The sequence below is a fragment of the Streptomyces sp. NBC_01384 genome (genome assembly GCF_045040035.1).
Taxonomy (GTDB): domain Bacteria; phylum Actinomycetota; class Actinomycetes; order Streptomycetales; family Streptomycetaceae; genus Streptomyces.
Map to the genome: position 1 here is coordinate 6,992,513 of NZ_CP109559.1, position 15,407 is coordinate 7,007,919.

Genomic DNA, 15,407 nt, shown 5'->3' on the forward strand with positions numbered 1-15,407 from the left:
GGAGTGCACCGGCCGTCGCTCTCATGGACGCGCCCGGGCCCAGTGGCACGCCACCTGCGCCTCCCCGCCGCCGCCCAGCACCTCCAGGTCCTGACCCCGGCACGCCTCCGCGACGCCCGCCCGCTCCGCCTCGCCGCTCGCCAGGATCTGGCAGCGCGCGTGGAAGCGGCAGCCGGAGGGGATGCGGGAGGGGTCCGGGGGTTCGCCGGTGAGGACCACCGGCTCGCCCGGGGCCTCCGGGAGCACGGACAACAGGGCCTGGGTGTACGGGTGCCGAGGCGCCGTCAGAACCTTCTCCACCCCTCCCGTCTCCACGATCCGGCCCAGGTACATCACCGCGACCCGGTCGGCGATGTTCCACGCCAGGCCCAGGTCGTGGGTCACGACCAGGGCGGACAGGCCGAGTTCGGTGCGCAGCCGCAGGAGCAGGGCGAGGATCTCGCCGCGTACGGAGGCGTCGAGGGAGGCCACCGGCTCGTCGGCGACGATGAGTTCGGGCTCCAGGACCAGCGCGCCCGCGATGACGACCCGTTGGCGCTGGCCGCCGGACAGCTCGTGCGGGTAGCGGAGGAAGAAGCGCTCGGGCGGGCGCAGACCGGCCCGGGAGAGGGCCTGAGCCACCGCGGCCCGCTCGTCACCTCCGTACCTGTGGATGCGCAGTCCCTCGGCCACCGCGTCGTACACCGTGTGCCGGGGGTTGAGCGAGCCGCTCGGGTCCTGCAGGACCAGCTGGACGCGCTTGCGGTACGCCTTGAGGGCGCGTGCGGAGTAGTCGAGCGGCTTGCCGTCGAAGGTGACCCGGCCCTCGGTCGGCGGGACCAGGCCGAGGAGGGAGCGGGCCAGCGTCGTCTTGCCGCAGCCCGACTCGCCGACCAGCGCGACGATTTCACCTGGGCGGATGTCGAGGTCGACCCCGTCGACGGCACGGGCGTGGGCGGCGCCGCGGCGTCCCGGGAAGGCGATGTGCAGGCCCTCGGCACGGAGCAGCGGCGCGGCCGTCACGGAGGTTGTCGCCGGCTGTGTCGTCGTCATGGGGTGCTGCTCCTGACGTCTTCTTCCGCGGGAGTGCCCGGCGCGTTTTCCGTCGGAGTGCCCGGCTCGGGGACGCTCGCGCCCGCGTGCACACAGGCGGCCCACCGGCCCGCGCCCGCCTCCCGCAGCGCCTGGTCCTCCGTCGCACAGGTGTCCAGCGCAACCGGACACCGGGGATGGAACGTACAGCCGGACGGCAGCGCGGACGGGTCCGGCGGATCGCCGGGCAGGCCGCGCGGCGCGAACCGTGACGCCGTGTCCCCGATGCGCGGGAACGCCGCCGACAGGGCCTTGCCGTACGGGTGCCGGGCCGCCTCGTACACCTGCCGGGCCGGGCCCTCCTCGACTACGCGGCCCGCGTACATGACCGCGAGCCGGTCGCAGGTGTCGGCCAGCACCGCGAGGTCGTGGCTGATCAAGATCAGACCCAACTCCTGCTCGGCGACAAGCTGTTCGATCAGGCGGAGGATCTGTGCCTGGATCATCACGTCGAGGGCGGTGGTCGGTTCGTCGGCGATGACGAGCCGGGGGTCGCAGGCCAACGCCATCGCGATCATGACGCGCTGGCGCTGCCCGCCGGAGAGCTCGTGCGGGTAGGCGTCCGCGCGGGCGGCGGGCAGGCCCACCTGTTCGAGCAGCTCGCCCGTCTTCCTCCTCGCGCCCGCCGGGGTCGCCTTCTTGTGCAGCAGGATCGGCTCGGCGATCTGGTCACCGATGCGGTGCACGGCGTTGAGGGAGTGCATAGCGCCCTGGAAGACGATCGACGCGCCCGCCCAGCGGACCGCCCGTACCCGCCCCCACTTCATCGTCAGCACGTCCTCGCCGTCGAGCAGGATCTTCCCGCTGGTGCGGGTGCCCGCGGGCAGCAGCCGCAGCAGCGCGAGCGCCAGCGTGGACTTGCCGCAGCCGGACTCGCCCGCGATGCCGAGCTTTTGGCCCGCGTCGAGCGAGAGGTCCACGCCGCGCACGGCGGCGGCTCCGCCCGCGTACGTCACTTCGAGGTCCCTGACCTCCAGGAGGGGGTTCCCGGTGGGACTGTTCATCGGGTCACCCCCAGCCTGGGGTTGAGGACCGACTCGACCGCGCGCCCGCACAGCGTGAACGCCAGCGCGACCACCGCGATCGCGACCCCCGGCGGCACCAGGTACCACCACTTGCCCGCACTGACCGCGCCGGCCTCCCGCGCGTCCTGGAGCAGCCCGCCCCAGGACACCACCGTCGGATCGCCGAGCCCGAGGAAGGCGAGGGTCGCCTCGGCGAGGATCGCGGAGGAGATGATCAGCGTCGTCTGCGCCAGCACCAGCGGCATCACATTGGGCAGGACGTGCCGGGACATGATGTGCCAGTGTCCGCCGCCCAGCGCCTTCGCCCGCTCGATGTACGGCCGCGACTCCACGGCGAGGGTCTGCGCGCGCACCAGACGGGCCGTCGTCGGCCAGGTGGTGACGCCGATCGCCAGGATGATCGTGCCGATCGAGCGGGACATCACGGTCATCAGCGCGATCGCGAGCACCAGGGTCGGCATGACCAGGAACCAGTCCGTGATGCGCATGATCACGGTCGCGTACCAGCCACGGAAGTGCCCGGCGGTGATGCCGATCAGCGCGCCGATCGCGACGGAGAGCACGGCCGCGAGCAGCCCGACGAGCAGCGAGACCCGGGCTCCCCACACCACGAGCCCGAGCAGATTACGCCCGAACTGGTCGGTGCCCAGGGGGAATTGGGAGCTCGGGCTCTCCATCGGCCGGCCCGGCGCGTTGGTCACGCTCTGCACGTCCGAGCCGACGGTCAGCGGCGCGGTCAGGGCGATGAGCGCGAAGAGGGCGAGGGCGGCGAGTCCGAAGACGCCCGCCCGGTGGGTGCGGTACCGCTGCCAGAAGCGGGCGGCGGAGTGGCGGCGGCGCTGCCGGGCGAGGGTGCGCGGGCTCTTCGCCGTTGCCGGAGAGGCCTGCTCGGCCGCCGTGGATTCGGTTGTCATCGGCCCGTCCGACTCGGTCGTGGTCATCGGCCCACCCGTGGGTCCAGCAGCGGATAGATCAGATCGGCCAGCGTGTTCATCACGATCACCGCCGACGCGAAGACGAAGAACAGCCCCTGCACCAGTGGTAGATCGGGCACGCTCAGCGCCTGGTAGAAGAGTCCGCCCAGGCCCGGCCAGGAGAAGACGGTCTCGACGAGGATCACGCCCGCGACCGTCCGGCCGAGGTTGATGAAGATGAGGGTGACCGTGGGCAGCAGCGCGTTCGGCACGGCGTGGCGGCGGCGTACGAGATCGTCCCGCAGGCCCTTGGCGCGGGCCGTCGTCAGATACTCGCCGCCCATCTCGTCGAGCAGCGCCGAGCGTGTGACCAGCAGGGTCTGCCCGTACTCGACGGCGACCAGTGTCACCACCGGCAGGATCAGATGGTGGGCGACATCGACGACGTACGCGAAGCCCTCCTTGCCCCCGGACTCCATGCCGCCGGTCGGGAACAGACCAGGGATCGGGCCCATGCCCACCGAGAACACGATGATGAGCAGCAGCCCGAGCCAGAACGACGGGATGGAGTACAGCGTCAGGGCGAGACCGGTGTTGAGGCGGTCGCTCAGCCCGCCGTTGCGCCAGGCGGAGCGGGTGCCGATGAAGATGCCGAGCGCGGTGTAGAGGACGAACGCCGTGCCGGTGAGCAGGAGGGTGTTCGGCAGTGCCTCGGTGATCTTGTCGATGACGGGGGTCCGGAACTGGTACGAGGTGCCCAGGTCGCCGGTGAGCGCTTTCCCGCAGTAGTCCGTGAACTGCTCCCACAGCGGCAGATCGAGCCCGAACTCCTTCCGGTAGTGAGCGAGTTGCTCTGCGGAGACCTGACGGCCGCCGGTCATGTACTTCACCGGGTCGCCGGGGATGAGCCGGAAGAGGAAGAAGCTGGTGACGAGGACGGCGAGCAGCGAGACGGCCGCGCCGCCCAGCTTGCCCGCCACGTACTGCAGATATGCGGTGGTGGTACGCGCCCGTGGCCCGCGGACCGACGGCCCGGCCTGAACCGGACCGTCGGCCGCCTCGACCAGCGAGGGTGTTGCCTCAGCGGTCATGAACTACTCATTCGCTCGTACGTTCATGGGGTGCCCGTGTGCCCGTGTGCCCGATCGCGTGTGCCCGTGTGCGTGCGTGTGTGTGCGTGTGTGTGCGGGTGCTGCGTGTGCGCGGGTGTTGCGCGTGCGCCGGGGGCTATTCGCGGTCCTCGGCTGTGGCGCGGCGTCGCATCGCGAAGAACGCCCCGACGCCCGCGAGCACGACGACGCCCGCGACGATGCCGATGATGACGCCCGTCGAGCTCGAACCGTCGGAGGACGCACCGGAGGAGCCCGCCGGAACCGCCGACCACCAGCTCCAGTAACCGTCCTGGCCGTAGATGTTGCCCGCGGCCTTCGGCATCGTCTCGATCGACTTGATCTGGTCGGTGCGGTAGGCCTCGACCGCGTTCGGGTACGCCATGACGTTCATGTACCCGGTGTCGTACAGCCGCGACTCCATCTGCTTGACGAGGTCCGCCCGCTTGGCGGTGTCGTACTCGGCGAGCTGCTGGTCGTACAGCTCGTCGTACTTCTTGTCGCAGATGAAGTTGTCCGTCGCTCCCGTGTCCTTGGGGGTGGCGGGCAGCGCCGCGCAGGTGTGGATGGACAGGACGAAGTCGGGGTCCGGGTTGACGGACCAGCCGTCGAAGGCCAGGTCGTACTTGCCGGCCAGCCAGGGGTCGGTCACGTTGTCGAGGCAGTTGAGGGTGACGCCGATGCCCAGCTTGCCGAACCACTCCTTCACGTACTGTCCGACCGCCTTGTCGTTCGGGTCGGTGGCGTGGCACAGGATCCGGTAGTTGATCGGCTTGCCGTTCTTCTCGACGCGCTTGCCGTCGGCGTTCTTCTTGTAGCCCGCCTCGTCGAGGAGCTGGGCCGCCTTCGCCGGGTCGTAGGCGAGTTCCTGGCTCGCCGAGGGCTTCCAGTGGTACGTGGCGAAGCGCGGCGGGATGTATCCCTCGCCCTCGACGGCGTGGCCCTGGAAGACCTTGTCGATGAGGGTCTTGCGGTCGATCGCCATGAAGAGCGCCTGGCGCACGTTCTGAATCATCAGGGACCCGGCGCCGTCGCCGAAGTGCTTGCCGTCCTTGGCCTGGGCGCCGGGGTTGGTGGCGAGGGCGTAGAAGCGGCGGCCGGGAGCGTCGTTGACCTTGATGTTCTGCTCGCCCTGGAGGGACGCGGCCTGGGCGGGGGTCAGTGCGGGGGAGCCCGAGACGAAGGAGACCTCGCCCTTGCGCAGGGCGGCGACCGCGGCGTCCTGGTCCTTGAAATACTTGAACACCAGTTCGTCGAACTTGGGGGCGCCGCGCCAGAAACTCTTGTTCGGCTTGAGGCGTACATAGCTGTCGGCCTTGTAGTCGGTCAGGACGAACGGCCCGTTGCCGACGACGGGGAAGCTCTTGTCGTTGTTGAACTTCGAGAAGTCGCCGACCTTCTCCCAGATGTGCCGGGGGACGATCGGCACGTCGAGGGCGGCCATCGTGGCCTGCGGCTTCTTCAGCTCGATGACGAGCTGGGTGGGGCTCGGGGCGGTGACCTTCTTGAAGTTGGTGACGAAGCTGCCGTTGGCGGTGGCAGCTCCCTGGTCCGTCATCATCTTGTTGAAGGTCCACGCCGCGTCTTCGGCGGTGGCCTGCTGTCCGTCCGACCACGTGGAGTTCGAGCGGATCGTGTAGGTCCAGGTGAGCTTGTCGGCCGACGGCTCCCACTTGGTGGCGAGGCCCGGGATCGCGTGGTTGTCCGCGGGGTCGTAGTTGGTCAGGTACTCGTACATCAGCCGGCTGATGCTCGTACTGAGCAGGCGGACGGCCAGGAACGGGCTCAGCGAGTCGACGCTCTGCGCGACCGCCACGGTGAGGACCTTCTTGCCGTCCTTTGCTTGCTTGCTCTTGCTTGCTTGCTCGCTCTGCTTGGCTTGCTCGCTCTGCTGGGCCTGGGCCTGCTGCGGGGCCGGGTTGAGCGGGGTCGCGAGACCGGCGGAGAGGGTGAGCGCGGCGGCGGCTGCGGCGGCGAGGAGCCGGGGGCGCAGACGTCCTCTGTCGGGCTGATCATGTCTGTTCATGGGTCGGTGACCTCGCGTCATCGCTCGCACGGGGATGGCTGGTTGACCTAGTGGATCAGGGTGATCGGGGGACGCCGACGGGGTTGATGTGTGTGTCTATCAGCGGCGGTCTCCGCGCGTCAACGGCGCGTGGACCCCGTGTGGCCTGCGGAAATAACGAGTTGGCGCGAATTTTTCGCTCATTGGTTCAGACCGGTGAAGCTGTCCTGGCCAGGGGGTGACGCCCCGTTTCATACCTGGACACGCGAAGGCCCGCACCGTGGGTGAACGGTGCGGGCCTTCGCGGGAACCGGTCCCTCGAAAGGGACCGATCGGGTGACTGATGCCGGGTTTCTGACGGCCGCGGGTGACTGATGCGGGGTTTCTGACGGCCGGTTACTGAAGTTTGGTCAGTGAAGTTCGGTTACTGCTGCGGGGGCGCGGGCGCAGGCGGGGGAGGCGGCGAGGTCTGGCCCTGGTGGCTCTGATGGGGCGGGAAGGGCTGACCGGGCTGGAACGGCTGGCCCGGGGCGGCCTGCTCGGGCTGCGGGGACTGCGGCGGCTGCGGGTACCCCTGGCTCGGCGGCTGCGGTGGGTAGGGGTGCCCTGTCTGCGGCGGGTAGGGCTGCCCCGGCTGGTACGGATACGGCTGGCCGGGAGTCGGCCGGCCCGGCACCGGCGCTCCTGGCACCCCCTGGCCCTGGGGGTAGGGGTACTGGCCCGGCATCGGAGGGGCCGCCACCGGCGGCGGGTTGCCGTCGGAGGTCCACAGCCCGTGCGACTGCTGGTGGCGCACGATGTCCTCGGCGACCAGCGCGGAGAGGTTGAAGTACGCCTCGCGCACCTTGGGCCGCATCATGTCGAGGTCGACCTCGGCGCCCGCGGCCAGATGCTCGTCGAACGGCACGACCACGACACCGCGGCAGCGCGTCTCGAAGTGGCCGACGATGTCCTCCACCTTGATCATCTTGCCGGTCTCGCGCACACCGGAGATGACGGTGATGGAGCGCGACACCAGATCCGCGTACCCGTGCGCCGACAGCCAGTCCAGCGTCGTACTGGCACTGCTCGCACCGTCGACGGACGGCGTGGAGATGATGATGAGCTGGTCGGCGAGGTCGAGCACCCCGCGCATGGCGCTGTACAGCAGACCCGTGCCCGAGTCGGTCAGGATGATCGGGTACTGCTTGCCCAGCACGCCGATCGCGCGCCGGTAGTCCTCGTCGTTGAAGGTCGTGGACACGGCCGGGTCGACGTCGTTGGCGATGATCTCCAGCCCGGACGGGGCCTGGGACGTGAACCGCCGGATGTCCATGTACGAGTTGAGGTACGGGATCGCCTGCACGAGGTCACGGATGGTGGCCCCGGTCTCGCGGCGCACGCGGCGCCCGAGCGTTCCCGCGTCCGGGTTGGCGTCGATCGCGAGGATCTTGTCCTGCCGCTCGGTGGCGAGCGTGGAGCCCAGTGCGGTGGTGGTGGTCGTCTTGCCGACGCCGCCCTTGAGGCTGATGACGGCGATCCGGTAGCAGGAGAGCACCGGCGTCCGGATCAGCTCCAGCTTCCGCTGCCGCTCCGCCTCCTCCTTCTTTCCGCCGAACTTGAACCGCGAGGAGCCGCCAGAGGGACGGCCGCTCTTGGGCTTCTGCTTCTTGTTGTTGAGCAGTCGGTCGGAGGACAGTTCCACCGCGGCGGTGTACCCGAGAGGGGCGGCCGCCGGGTTGGTGGGCTGACGCTGGTCGTGCTGGATGGGCTGCGGCCAGGCGGCACCGGTGCGGGGGTCCATGGGCGCTTGTGGCTGGGGCTGCTGGGGCTGCTGGGGCTGTGCCTGCTGGGCCTCCGGCGGCAGGCCCGGGTGGGGTTGCTGCTGGGGGAAGCCGTAGCCGCCCTGCTGGGGCGCGCTGGGGGTGCCGGGCTGGGGGAAGCCGTAGCCCGCTTGCGGGCCGGGGACCTGGGGGGCCGGGGCCTGCGGAGCGGGGGCCTGCGGCGGGCTCGGCTGGGGAGCCGGAGCGCCCGTCTGCGGGAAGCCGTAGCCGCCCTGCTGGGGTGAGGGCGGAGGCGGGACCGGGGCGCTCGGCTGCGGGAACCCGTAACCCGTCGGCTGGGCCGGGTGGTTGGGCGCGGCCGGAGCCGGAATCCCGGGATGGGGGAAGCCGTAACCGTCCTGCGGCGCTGGCTGAGCGGGCGGCGCGGGCGGAGCGGGTACGGGGCCCGGCGCGGGCGGTGTGCCCTGAGTCCAGGCTGCGGGGGCGGGCTGCGGGGCCTGCGGCTGGAACGGCGGCTGCGGCTGCGCAACCGGCGGTTGCGGCTGGACCGGCGGTTGCTGGGGCGGCAGGGGCGGCTGGCCCTGCGCGGCCGACGGCTGCGGCTGCTGGGGTGACTCGGGCGTCGGCGGCGTGACCGGCTGGGGCAACGGCGGCCACTGCGCCGCCGGGGCCGGGGCGGCGGGCTGGTAGGCGGGCGGCAGCGGGGGCAGCCCACTCTGCGGCATCGGCGGGGGAGTCCAGGCGGGTGCGGCCGTCTGGACGTCCTCGGGTACGCCGGTCCCGGCGTCCGGCGCGGTGTCCTGGAGCGGTGCGTCCGCCGTGTCGGCGTCCTCGGACACGGCGCCCTGGGCCGCCGGGTCCTGGGGTTCGGAGTCCTGGCGTACGGAGTCCTGAGGGCTGGAATCCTGCCCAGCGGAGTCCTGGGGCACGGCCTCCGCGGTCGGGGGCGCGGTGGCGAGCTGCTCGCCCGTCGCGTCACCGTCGTCCGTGGACTCCGCCAAGCCGTCGCCCGCAGCTGCCACGGGCTCCGAGGACTCGACCTCGCCGTGCGGGCCGTCCTCGGCAACCGTGGGGGCCGTGATGTCGGAGTCGTCCTCCGCGGCGGTGTCGTCAGAGCTCTCGGCGCCGACGGTGTCGGCGGCGCCGACGGTGCTGGGCGTGCCGGGTGTGCCGTCGTGTCCGCCCGGGCCGGCGTCCGCGGCCTCCGGCTGCGAGGGCGCGACCTCAGTGGCCGCGGCTTCACCGGAGGCTTCGGCGGATTCCTGCTCTCCGGCCGGCGCGTGGGCGTCGGGCGCGCCCAGCTCGAAGTCACCGCCGGTCGTACCGCTGCTGTCCTGCCCGGCACCGACGTGTTCTCCCTCGGCGACAGCGGTGCCGCTCGCCGAGTCGGCGGACGGCTCCTCGGCGGCTCGGGCCTTGGCGTCCCGCTCCGCGAACTCACGCTTGAGAGCGGCGGCGGAGAAACGCATGGTCGCGCCGCTCTCGATGTCGCCGTTTTCGGAACCCGCCTCGTCGGACGGCATGGTCGGCGGCGACCAGCCGGGCTGGGGTCCCGGCGCAGGAGGGGCCGCAGGAACCGGTGCGAATGCGGCCGGATGAACCGGGGCGGGCGGTGCGGCCGGTGCAAACGGGGCGGGCGGTGCCGGAGGGGCCGGCGGAGTCGGGGGAGTTGGGGGAGCCGGATACGGCGACGCCTGCGGCGAATTGCCCGACGCGTTCTGCGTGTACCAGGCGGGCGGCGCGTAGTCGATGGTGAACTCGCCCGTCGCCTCGACGGCGGACTCCGCGTCGGACTGGTCATCGCCGGGTGTGGCCCAGCCCCCGCGGATCCCGTCCCGATCGCTGTTCACAATTCCTCCTGGTGTGGTCAAGCACCCCTCAATGCCGTGCCGGGGCAGTCCGTCGAGGGGTTGGGTGTCGCGCCGGGTCCCAGCCTAATCACCACGAGCGCTACGAAGGCAGGCCCGTCCGCCCCTCCGCACCGGTCCACTCCGTCACACCTTGCCCAACAGCGCCGTACGCACGCGTCACCCAGGTGGATAAACCGGGCGATCGTGATGAACGAGTTAGGTGCGAGAAGGGGGAAAGTGGCCTCAAATACCCCATGACAAGCCGGGTTGTTCCTGGCTCGCGCCGGGTCAGTCCATCCTTCGCGGCGTACCGAACAATCCGGTCTCGGCGTCCGTGGGCTGTGTCATCACATACTGCCGGTCGCGGTCGGCGCACCAGAGCGTGACGCCGTCGGCGAGCGTGGGCAGCGAGTCCACATCGCCCCGCGGCAGCGCCAACGCCCGGCCTATTTCGGCGGCTTCGTCGGGCGACACCCGCTGCACACCGACGAGCCGCGCCTGCCGCAGCAACCGCGGGGCCACCGGGCTCAGATACGGCAACAGCGTCAGCACCGACTGCCAGGGGCCGGCGACCACACGCCCGCGCGGCGGCCGCATTCCGCAGTCGCGCACCACCAGCACCGGGTTGCCGGCCGAGGCGCCCTGCGGCGGAACCCGCCCCACGTCGTGCACGCTCATGCCGTTCTGCCCGCCGCCCATGGCGTGCACCATCTGCATCCAGGCCGGCGCCCGCCCGGTCTCCACGGCGACGCGCGCACCGGTGGCCGCCGCGCGCAGCGCGAGCACCTGCGCGGTCCAGAGGCCGCCGATCAGGACGACGTCGTACGGCGTGGGCCGGTTGAGCCCCAGTACGGCGGGCTGCCCCTCCGCGTCCACACCGATGACGACCCCGTCGTCCCCGATGGGCAGCGCGAGCGAGTCCACCTGCTCCACGGACAGCGCGTGCCGCCCGTGCCGAGGCCCGATCAGACCGAAGCCGCTGCGTACCTGGGCGCGCAACCGCTCCGCGGCCGAGGGCCCGGACCCGTCGAAGGACCCGGGTCCGGGGCCAGGAGTCCCCGACCCCGGAGTTCTCGGAGTTCCCGGAGCGTGTGAAGTCCCGTACGCCCCCGATGCGGTCGACGCGTTGGCCCCGCGTGTGGTCATGGCCATTACCTAACACCCCCGAGAGGCAGTGTGGCGAGCACCCCGGGCAGCTGCTCGCGGTCGAGCCGGGCCAGCCCCGTCCCGGCCTGACGGGCGGCGTGCTCCAGTGAGCGCCGCGCGGCGACCAGTTCGTCGTCGCTGCGCCCCGTCACCCGCATGTGCCCGCACAGCGACACCTCCTGACGCTCGCCGCGCCGCAGGGTGAGGCTGAAGGTGGTGGCCAACGCGGGCACGGCCGTGAGCAGCGCGACGAGCTGCGGCAGCGACGGGCCGCCGGCGCCGCCCAGCTGGGGCCAGCGCCGCACCCAGTACGTCGTATGTCTGCGGTTGTCGCAGCGCCAACTGCGGCCGGACTCCTCGGTCCGCCGCGCCGGCAGTTCGGTCCGCCCCGCCTCCGCCGTCACCAGGGGGTTCGCACACGTCGAGGTCGCGACCGCCGCGGTGAGCTCCTCCTCATTGAGCACGGTGGTACGAAAACCCGCGCCCGTGAGCCGACTTGCGAGGTGGTCCGCCGCGCGTACGACGCACTTCTGCGCCCCGACGAGTCCGCCGCCGCGCGCGGCCACCGCCTCCGAGCACAGCTCCGGATCGAGCTTCAGCGCGATCCAGGTGATGCGCACGGCGGGCGCTCCGGTCTGTTCCTGGAGCGGCGCGTAATTGCTGACGGCGACGGACTGCTGCGGCAGATGCAGCGCGGGCGCGGGCTGCGTGTGCAGCACGATCTGTGCCGACTCCAGATGGATGTCGTCGACGTCCAGCGCATCGCGTACCAGTCCGAGGGGCAGCGGCTGCCGGCTCCGCTCGGCCCGCAGCGCGGTCGCGTCGGCCTCCACCTGAAGGACGGCGGTCACGAACGTGCCGTCCCCGATCACGCCGACGGGCCGCCGGTCCCGGGCGCTGTAGGCGGACGTCCGAAGGCTCGGATCGCACTCCACGGCCGGGGCGAGACCGGGCTCCGTACCTGGCTGTATCGGCGTACTGGCGGCGCGCCGCTGCCGCGCCCGCAACGCCCGTGCCGTGGCGAGCCATTCGGGCAGCGAGCGGCCCCGGCGCCGTACGACGGCGAGGAGTACGAGAACGACCGCGACGACGGCGGCCGGCATGAGCGCGAGCGGGCCGACGACCCACCCGACGAGCAGCACGGCGGCGGCGATTTCCAGCAGAACGATCCGTTGCAACCGGAACGACCCCGACTGTCCGGGACGCACCTTGAGGTGCACGGCCCCCGGCTGCCCCTGAGGCCCCGCGGGCGGAGTGGACCGCTGCGACCGGGGCGCCGAGGAGCCTTGCTCCCGCGACCGGTCACGCGACCGGAAGCGCGTTCCGGAAGCCATCACTTCATCCCCCCGTTTTCCTCACAACTCACTGGAACAGCGCCACCACACAAGGCCCTTGAGGGCGCCGATACCCTACCCGCTCCACAAGGCCGATCCATTACCAGGCATAGTAGGGGGCCGGTCTGACAACGGAGGGCGGGGGACGGTGACCCCCGAGCGCCGCCCAGGCGCGACACGGGGAGAAACGGGCACACATGGCATCTCGGCGGGACCAGCTCAACGCCTACACCTTCGCGAAGCGCCGCACGCTCGCGGCCTTCCTCCAGCCCTCTCCGGTGGGCTCGGAGGAAGGCGCCCCCAAGCCGCTCGGCGCGCTGGTGCCGGGCGTCGTCGTCGGCGTGGTGATCCTCGCCGTGTTCGGCGGGATCGGCATGTTCAGCCCGACGGCGCCCAAGGGCTGGGACAAGCCGGAGGAGCACGTCATCGTCGCGAGTGAGTCGACTACGAGGTACGTGGTGCTGAAGACGGACGATCAGAAGCAGTTGCACCCCGTCCTCAACATGGCCTCCGCCAGGCTGCTCCTGGACCCCAGCAAGGACAGCGTCATCACCGTCGACGAGAAGATCCTCGACAGCGGCAAACTTCCGCACGGCGCCACGATCGGCATCCCCTACGCCCCCGACCGCCTGCCTTCCTCCGAAGAGGCCGAGACCGCCAAGCACTGGGCGGTCTGCGAGCGCCCCAGCGCCGGTGGGCGGGCCATCCAGAAGGCGGCGTTCGTGTTCGCCAAGAAGGACTGGTCCAAGACCGAGGGCCGCAACAAGCTCTCCGGAGGCGACCTGATGTACGTCGTCGCCCCGGACGGCAAGACCCAGTACGTCGTCGACGCGCAGGGTTCGAAATACCAGCTGGCCGAGCTGGCCGACACAGAGTTGCTCAAGGCTCTCGACACCCAGGGGCGCGCCCCGCAGCGAGTGTCCCAGGAATGGCTCGACACCCTCCACGAGGGCGACAAGATCTCCATTCCGAAGATTACCGGCACGCCGGGCGCCAAGGCGGGCGCCGCCAGCAGCCTCGGGCAGTACGACAAGGTCGGCATGGTCATCAAGGCGTATGACGGCCGGCTCATGCAGTACTACGTGGTGCTGCAAGGCCACGTGGCCCGTATCTCCGAGTTCACCGCCACGCTGCTGCTGAACAGCGGGGACCTCGTCGGCGTCGGGCAGGCGGGTGAGGCGCAGCAGGTCAGCCCCGGCGCGGTGGCCGACAGTGCGACGTTCGAGGGGAACAAGAACTGGCCGACGTACAAGCCGAAGACGGTGAACGACGGTGCGAGCGCCATCAGTGGCCGCAACACGGTCTGCAACGTCCTGCGTTCGGTCGACGGGAAGCACCACGGCAGGACGACCCTTTCCACGTGGGTGGGCACCGACTTCCCCGCGCAGTTGCCCACCGGTTCCTCCAGCGCGTATGTCACCGCCGGCTCCGGCCAGCTCTTCCGCCAGTTCCAAGGCACGGAGACGACGGCGGGGGGCGTGTTCCTGGTCACCGACACGGGTCTGCGGTACGCCCTGCAGTCCAACAGCGACAGCGCCACCGACGACAGCGGCATCGGCACCACCGCCAAGCAGCGCAAGGAAGAGCTGAACGAAGCCGAGATCGCCCAGAAGCGCCTCGGATACGAGAAGGTCACTCCTGCGCCCATCCCGGCGGAGTGGTCGACGTTCCTGCCGACCGGCCCGCGTCTGTCGGAGGCTGCGGCGCGGCAGCCGCAGGGCTCGTAACCGCGGCGGGCAGGAGAGCGAACTCATGCTGAACGCAGATACGTTGAGGACGGCGTCGCTTTGGGGGCGACGTACGAGGACCGTGACCAGGACGGCGGCTCTGGCCGCCGCGACCGCTCTCACCGCGACGACCTCGGTACTGGCCCTCCCGTCGACCGCCGCCCGGGCGGACGACAGTGGCCAGTGCACGTTCCCGTCGAAGAAGTACTCGGGCCGCCCCTGGGCGCTGCAGCGCGTCAACCTCGACGAGCTGTGGGCGCAGTCCACGGGCAAGAACGTCCAAGTGGCCGTGATCGACACGGGAGTCGACGTCAAGAACCCGCAGCTCACGCATGCCGTCGATGGCTCCAAGGGCAAGAACTACCTCCCGCCCAAGAACTCCAAGGGCGAGAAGATCGACCGCGGCAACGACCAGGGCACCACCGACACCGTCGGCCACGGCACGCGCGTGACCGGCATCATCGCGGCCCGCGCCGTCAAGGGAACCGGCTTCGTGGGCCTGGCCCCGGACGCCACGATCATCCCGATCAAGCAGAACGACGCGGAGGGCGACGGCACGGCCCTCACCCTCGCCGAAGCGATCCGTCACGCGGTCGACGAGGGCGCCGACGTCATCAACATCTCCCAGGACACGGCCAACGCGGTCGAACCTGCCCAGAGCCTGCAGGGAGCCATCGACTACGCCCTCGGCCGGCAGGTCGTGGTCGTCGCCTCGGCCGGCAACGACGGCCTGGGCGGCAACGTCAAGATCACCTACCCCGCGTCGTACGAGGGCGTCCTCGCGGTGGCGGCCTCCGACCGCAACAACGAACGCGCCTCCTTCTCCCAGTCGGGTGAGTTCGTGGGCGTGGCGGCCCCCGGCGTCGACATGATCTCCACGGTCCCCGGCGGCGGCCACTGCTCCGACAACGGCACCAGCTTCTCGGCCCCCTACGTGGCCGGAGTGGCGGCCCTCCTGAAGTCCAAGTACCCCAAGTGGACGGCCCGCGAGATCGTCGCCCAGATCGAACAGACGGCGGAACGCTCGGTCTCCGGCCACGACCGCCTGGTCGGCTGGGGCGTGGTCGACCCCGTCAAGGCCCTGACGGACGTGGACCCGGCCCACCCCGTGGAGACCCCCAAGGCCGAGGAGGGAGTGACCAAGGCGGAAGCCCCCTCGGTCACCCCGCTGCACTTCGGCGAGACGGCGGACGAACGGAACACCCGCCTGGCGACGTACGTGGTCGTCGGGGGCCTTGTGGTGGTGGCGGGGCTGGGGGGGACGGCTGTGGCGGTACGGGATGCGCGACGGAGGCGCCGACGGCTGGAGGGCGGACCATGGACACCTTGACCAAATAGCTTCGAGGCCCGGCCTTGCTCGCTGTCACGGCCGTGGACGCGCCAGCCTCCTCCGTCGGGGATGCGGTCCAGCTTCTTGACGTCCATGTGCACCAACCCGCCTGAGCGAGAACGCCCGTAGCGGC

10 protein-coding genes are annotated in these 15,407 nt (G+C 71.0%); 2 read left to right on the forward strand and 8 right to left on the reverse strand.

Annotated features, from left to right (window positions below):
* Window positions 1–21: 21 nt before the first annotated feature.
* The 8 genes from OG747_RS32115 to eccE form a co-directional block, all read right to left on the reverse strand.
* Window positions 22–1,032 carry an oligopeptide/dipeptide ABC transporter ATP-binding protein gene (locus tag OG747_RS32115; protein WP_405882862.1) on the reverse strand — a complete coding sequence of 337 codons (1,011 nt, stop codon included), beginning with the start codon at window positions 1,030–1,032 and terminating at the stop codon, window positions 22–24.
* Entirely contained in the window at window positions 1,029–2,075 is a 1,047-nt protein-coding gene (locus tag OG747_RS32120; protein ID WP_405882863.1) for an ABC transporter ATP-binding protein, read from the reverse strand. Before OG747_RS32120 ends, OG747_RS32115 begins: the two co-directional genes overlap by 4 nt.
* Entirely contained in the window at window positions 2,072–3,010 is a 939-nt protein-coding gene (locus OG747_RS32125; protein ID WP_405885792.1) for an ABC transporter permease, read from the reverse strand. The genes OG747_RS32120 and OG747_RS32125 overlap by 4 nt, the downstream gene beginning before the upstream one ends.
* 23 nt (window positions 3,011–3,033) lie before the next feature.
* Window positions 3,034–4,101, reverse strand: coding sequence for an ABC transporter permease (locus tag OG747_RS32130; RefSeq protein WP_405882864.1), 1,068 nt, complete (start codon window positions 4,099–4,101; stop codon window positions 3,034–3,036).
* A gap of 136 nt (window positions 4,102–4,237) precedes the next feature.
* A complete protein-coding gene (locus tag OG747_RS32135) occupies window positions 4,238–6,145 on the reverse strand; it encodes an ABC transporter substrate-binding protein (RefSeq protein ID WP_405882865.1) in 1,908 nt (635 codons plus the stop codon).
* Between the two features lie 403 nt (window positions 6,146–6,548).
* The gene (locus OG747_RS32140) at window positions 6,549–9,737 is read right to left on the reverse strand and encodes an SCO5717 family growth-regulating ATPase (RefSeq protein WP_405882866.1); all 3,189 of its coding nucleotides are present in this window, start codon (window positions 9,735–9,737) and stop codon (window positions 6,549–6,551) included.
* A 288-nt stretch (window positions 9,738–10,025) separates the two neighbouring features.
* Window positions 10,026–10,883 carry a hypothetical protein gene (locus OG747_RS32145; protein ID WP_405882867.1) on the reverse strand — a complete coding sequence of 286 codons (858 nt, stop codon included), beginning with the start codon at window positions 10,881–10,883 and terminating at the stop codon, window positions 10,026–10,028.
* 5 nt (window positions 10,884–10,888) lie between these two features.
* Window positions 10,889–12,217 carry a type VII secretion protein EccE gene (gene eccE / locus OG747_RS32150; protein ID WP_405882868.1) on the reverse strand — a complete coding sequence of 443 codons (1,329 nt, stop codon included), beginning with the start codon at window positions 12,215–12,217 and terminating at the stop codon, window positions 10,889–10,891.
* A gap of 197 nt (window positions 12,218–12,414) precedes the next feature.
* On the opposite strand from eccE, the gene eccB reads away from it, so the two are divergent.
* A complete protein-coding gene (gene eccB, locus OG747_RS32155; RefSeq protein WP_405882869.1) occupies window positions 12,415–13,944 on the forward strand; it encodes a type VII secretion protein EccB in 1,530 nt (509 codons plus the stop codon).
* Window positions 13,945–13,969: 25 nt separating this feature from the next.
* Window positions 13,970–15,274 carry a type VII secretion-associated serine protease mycosin gene (gene mycP, locus OG747_RS32160; RefSeq protein ID WP_405882870.1) on the forward strand — a complete coding sequence of 435 codons (1,305 nt, stop codon included), beginning with the start codon at window positions 13,970–13,972 and terminating at the stop codon, window positions 15,272–15,274.
* Window positions 15,275–15,407 lie beyond the last annotated feature (133 nt).

Bases quoted from the DNA above. Each gene is read 5' to 3' on its own strand.
- OG747_RS32115 (WP_405882862.1), bottom strand. From the start codon at position 1,032: ATGACGACGACACAGCCGGCGACAACCTCCGTGACGGCCGCGCCGCTG.
- OG747_RS32120 (WP_405882863.1), bottom strand. From the start codon at position 2,075: ATGAACAGTCCCACCGGGAACCCCCTCCTGGAGGTCAGGGACCTCGAA.
- OG747_RS32125 (WP_405885792.1), bottom strand. From the start codon at position 3,010: ATGACAACCGAATCCACGGCGGCCGAGCAGGCCTCTCCGGCAACGGCG.
- OG747_RS32130 (WP_405882864.1), bottom strand. From the start codon at position 4,101: ATGACCGCTGAGGCAACACCCTCGCTGGTCGAGGCGGCCGACGGTCCG.
- OG747_RS32135 (WP_405882865.1), bottom strand. From the start codon at position 6,145: ATGAACAGACATGATCAGCCCGACAGAGGACGTCTGCGCCCCCGGCTC.
- OG747_RS32145 (WP_405882867.1), bottom strand. From the start codon at position 10,883: ATGACCACACGCGGGGCCAACGCGTCGACCGCATCGGGGGCGTACGGG.
- eccE (WP_405882868.1), bottom strand. From the start codon at position 12,217: ATGGCTTCCGGAACGCGCTTCCGGTCGCGTGACCGGTCGCGGGAGCAA.
- eccB (WP_405882869.1), top strand. From the start codon at position 12,415: ATGGCATCTCGGCGGGACCAGCTCAACGCCTACACCTTCGCGAAGCGC.
- mycP (WP_405882870.1), top strand. From the start codon at position 13,970: ATGCTGAACGCAGATACGTTGAGGACGGCGTCGCTTTGGGGGCGACGT.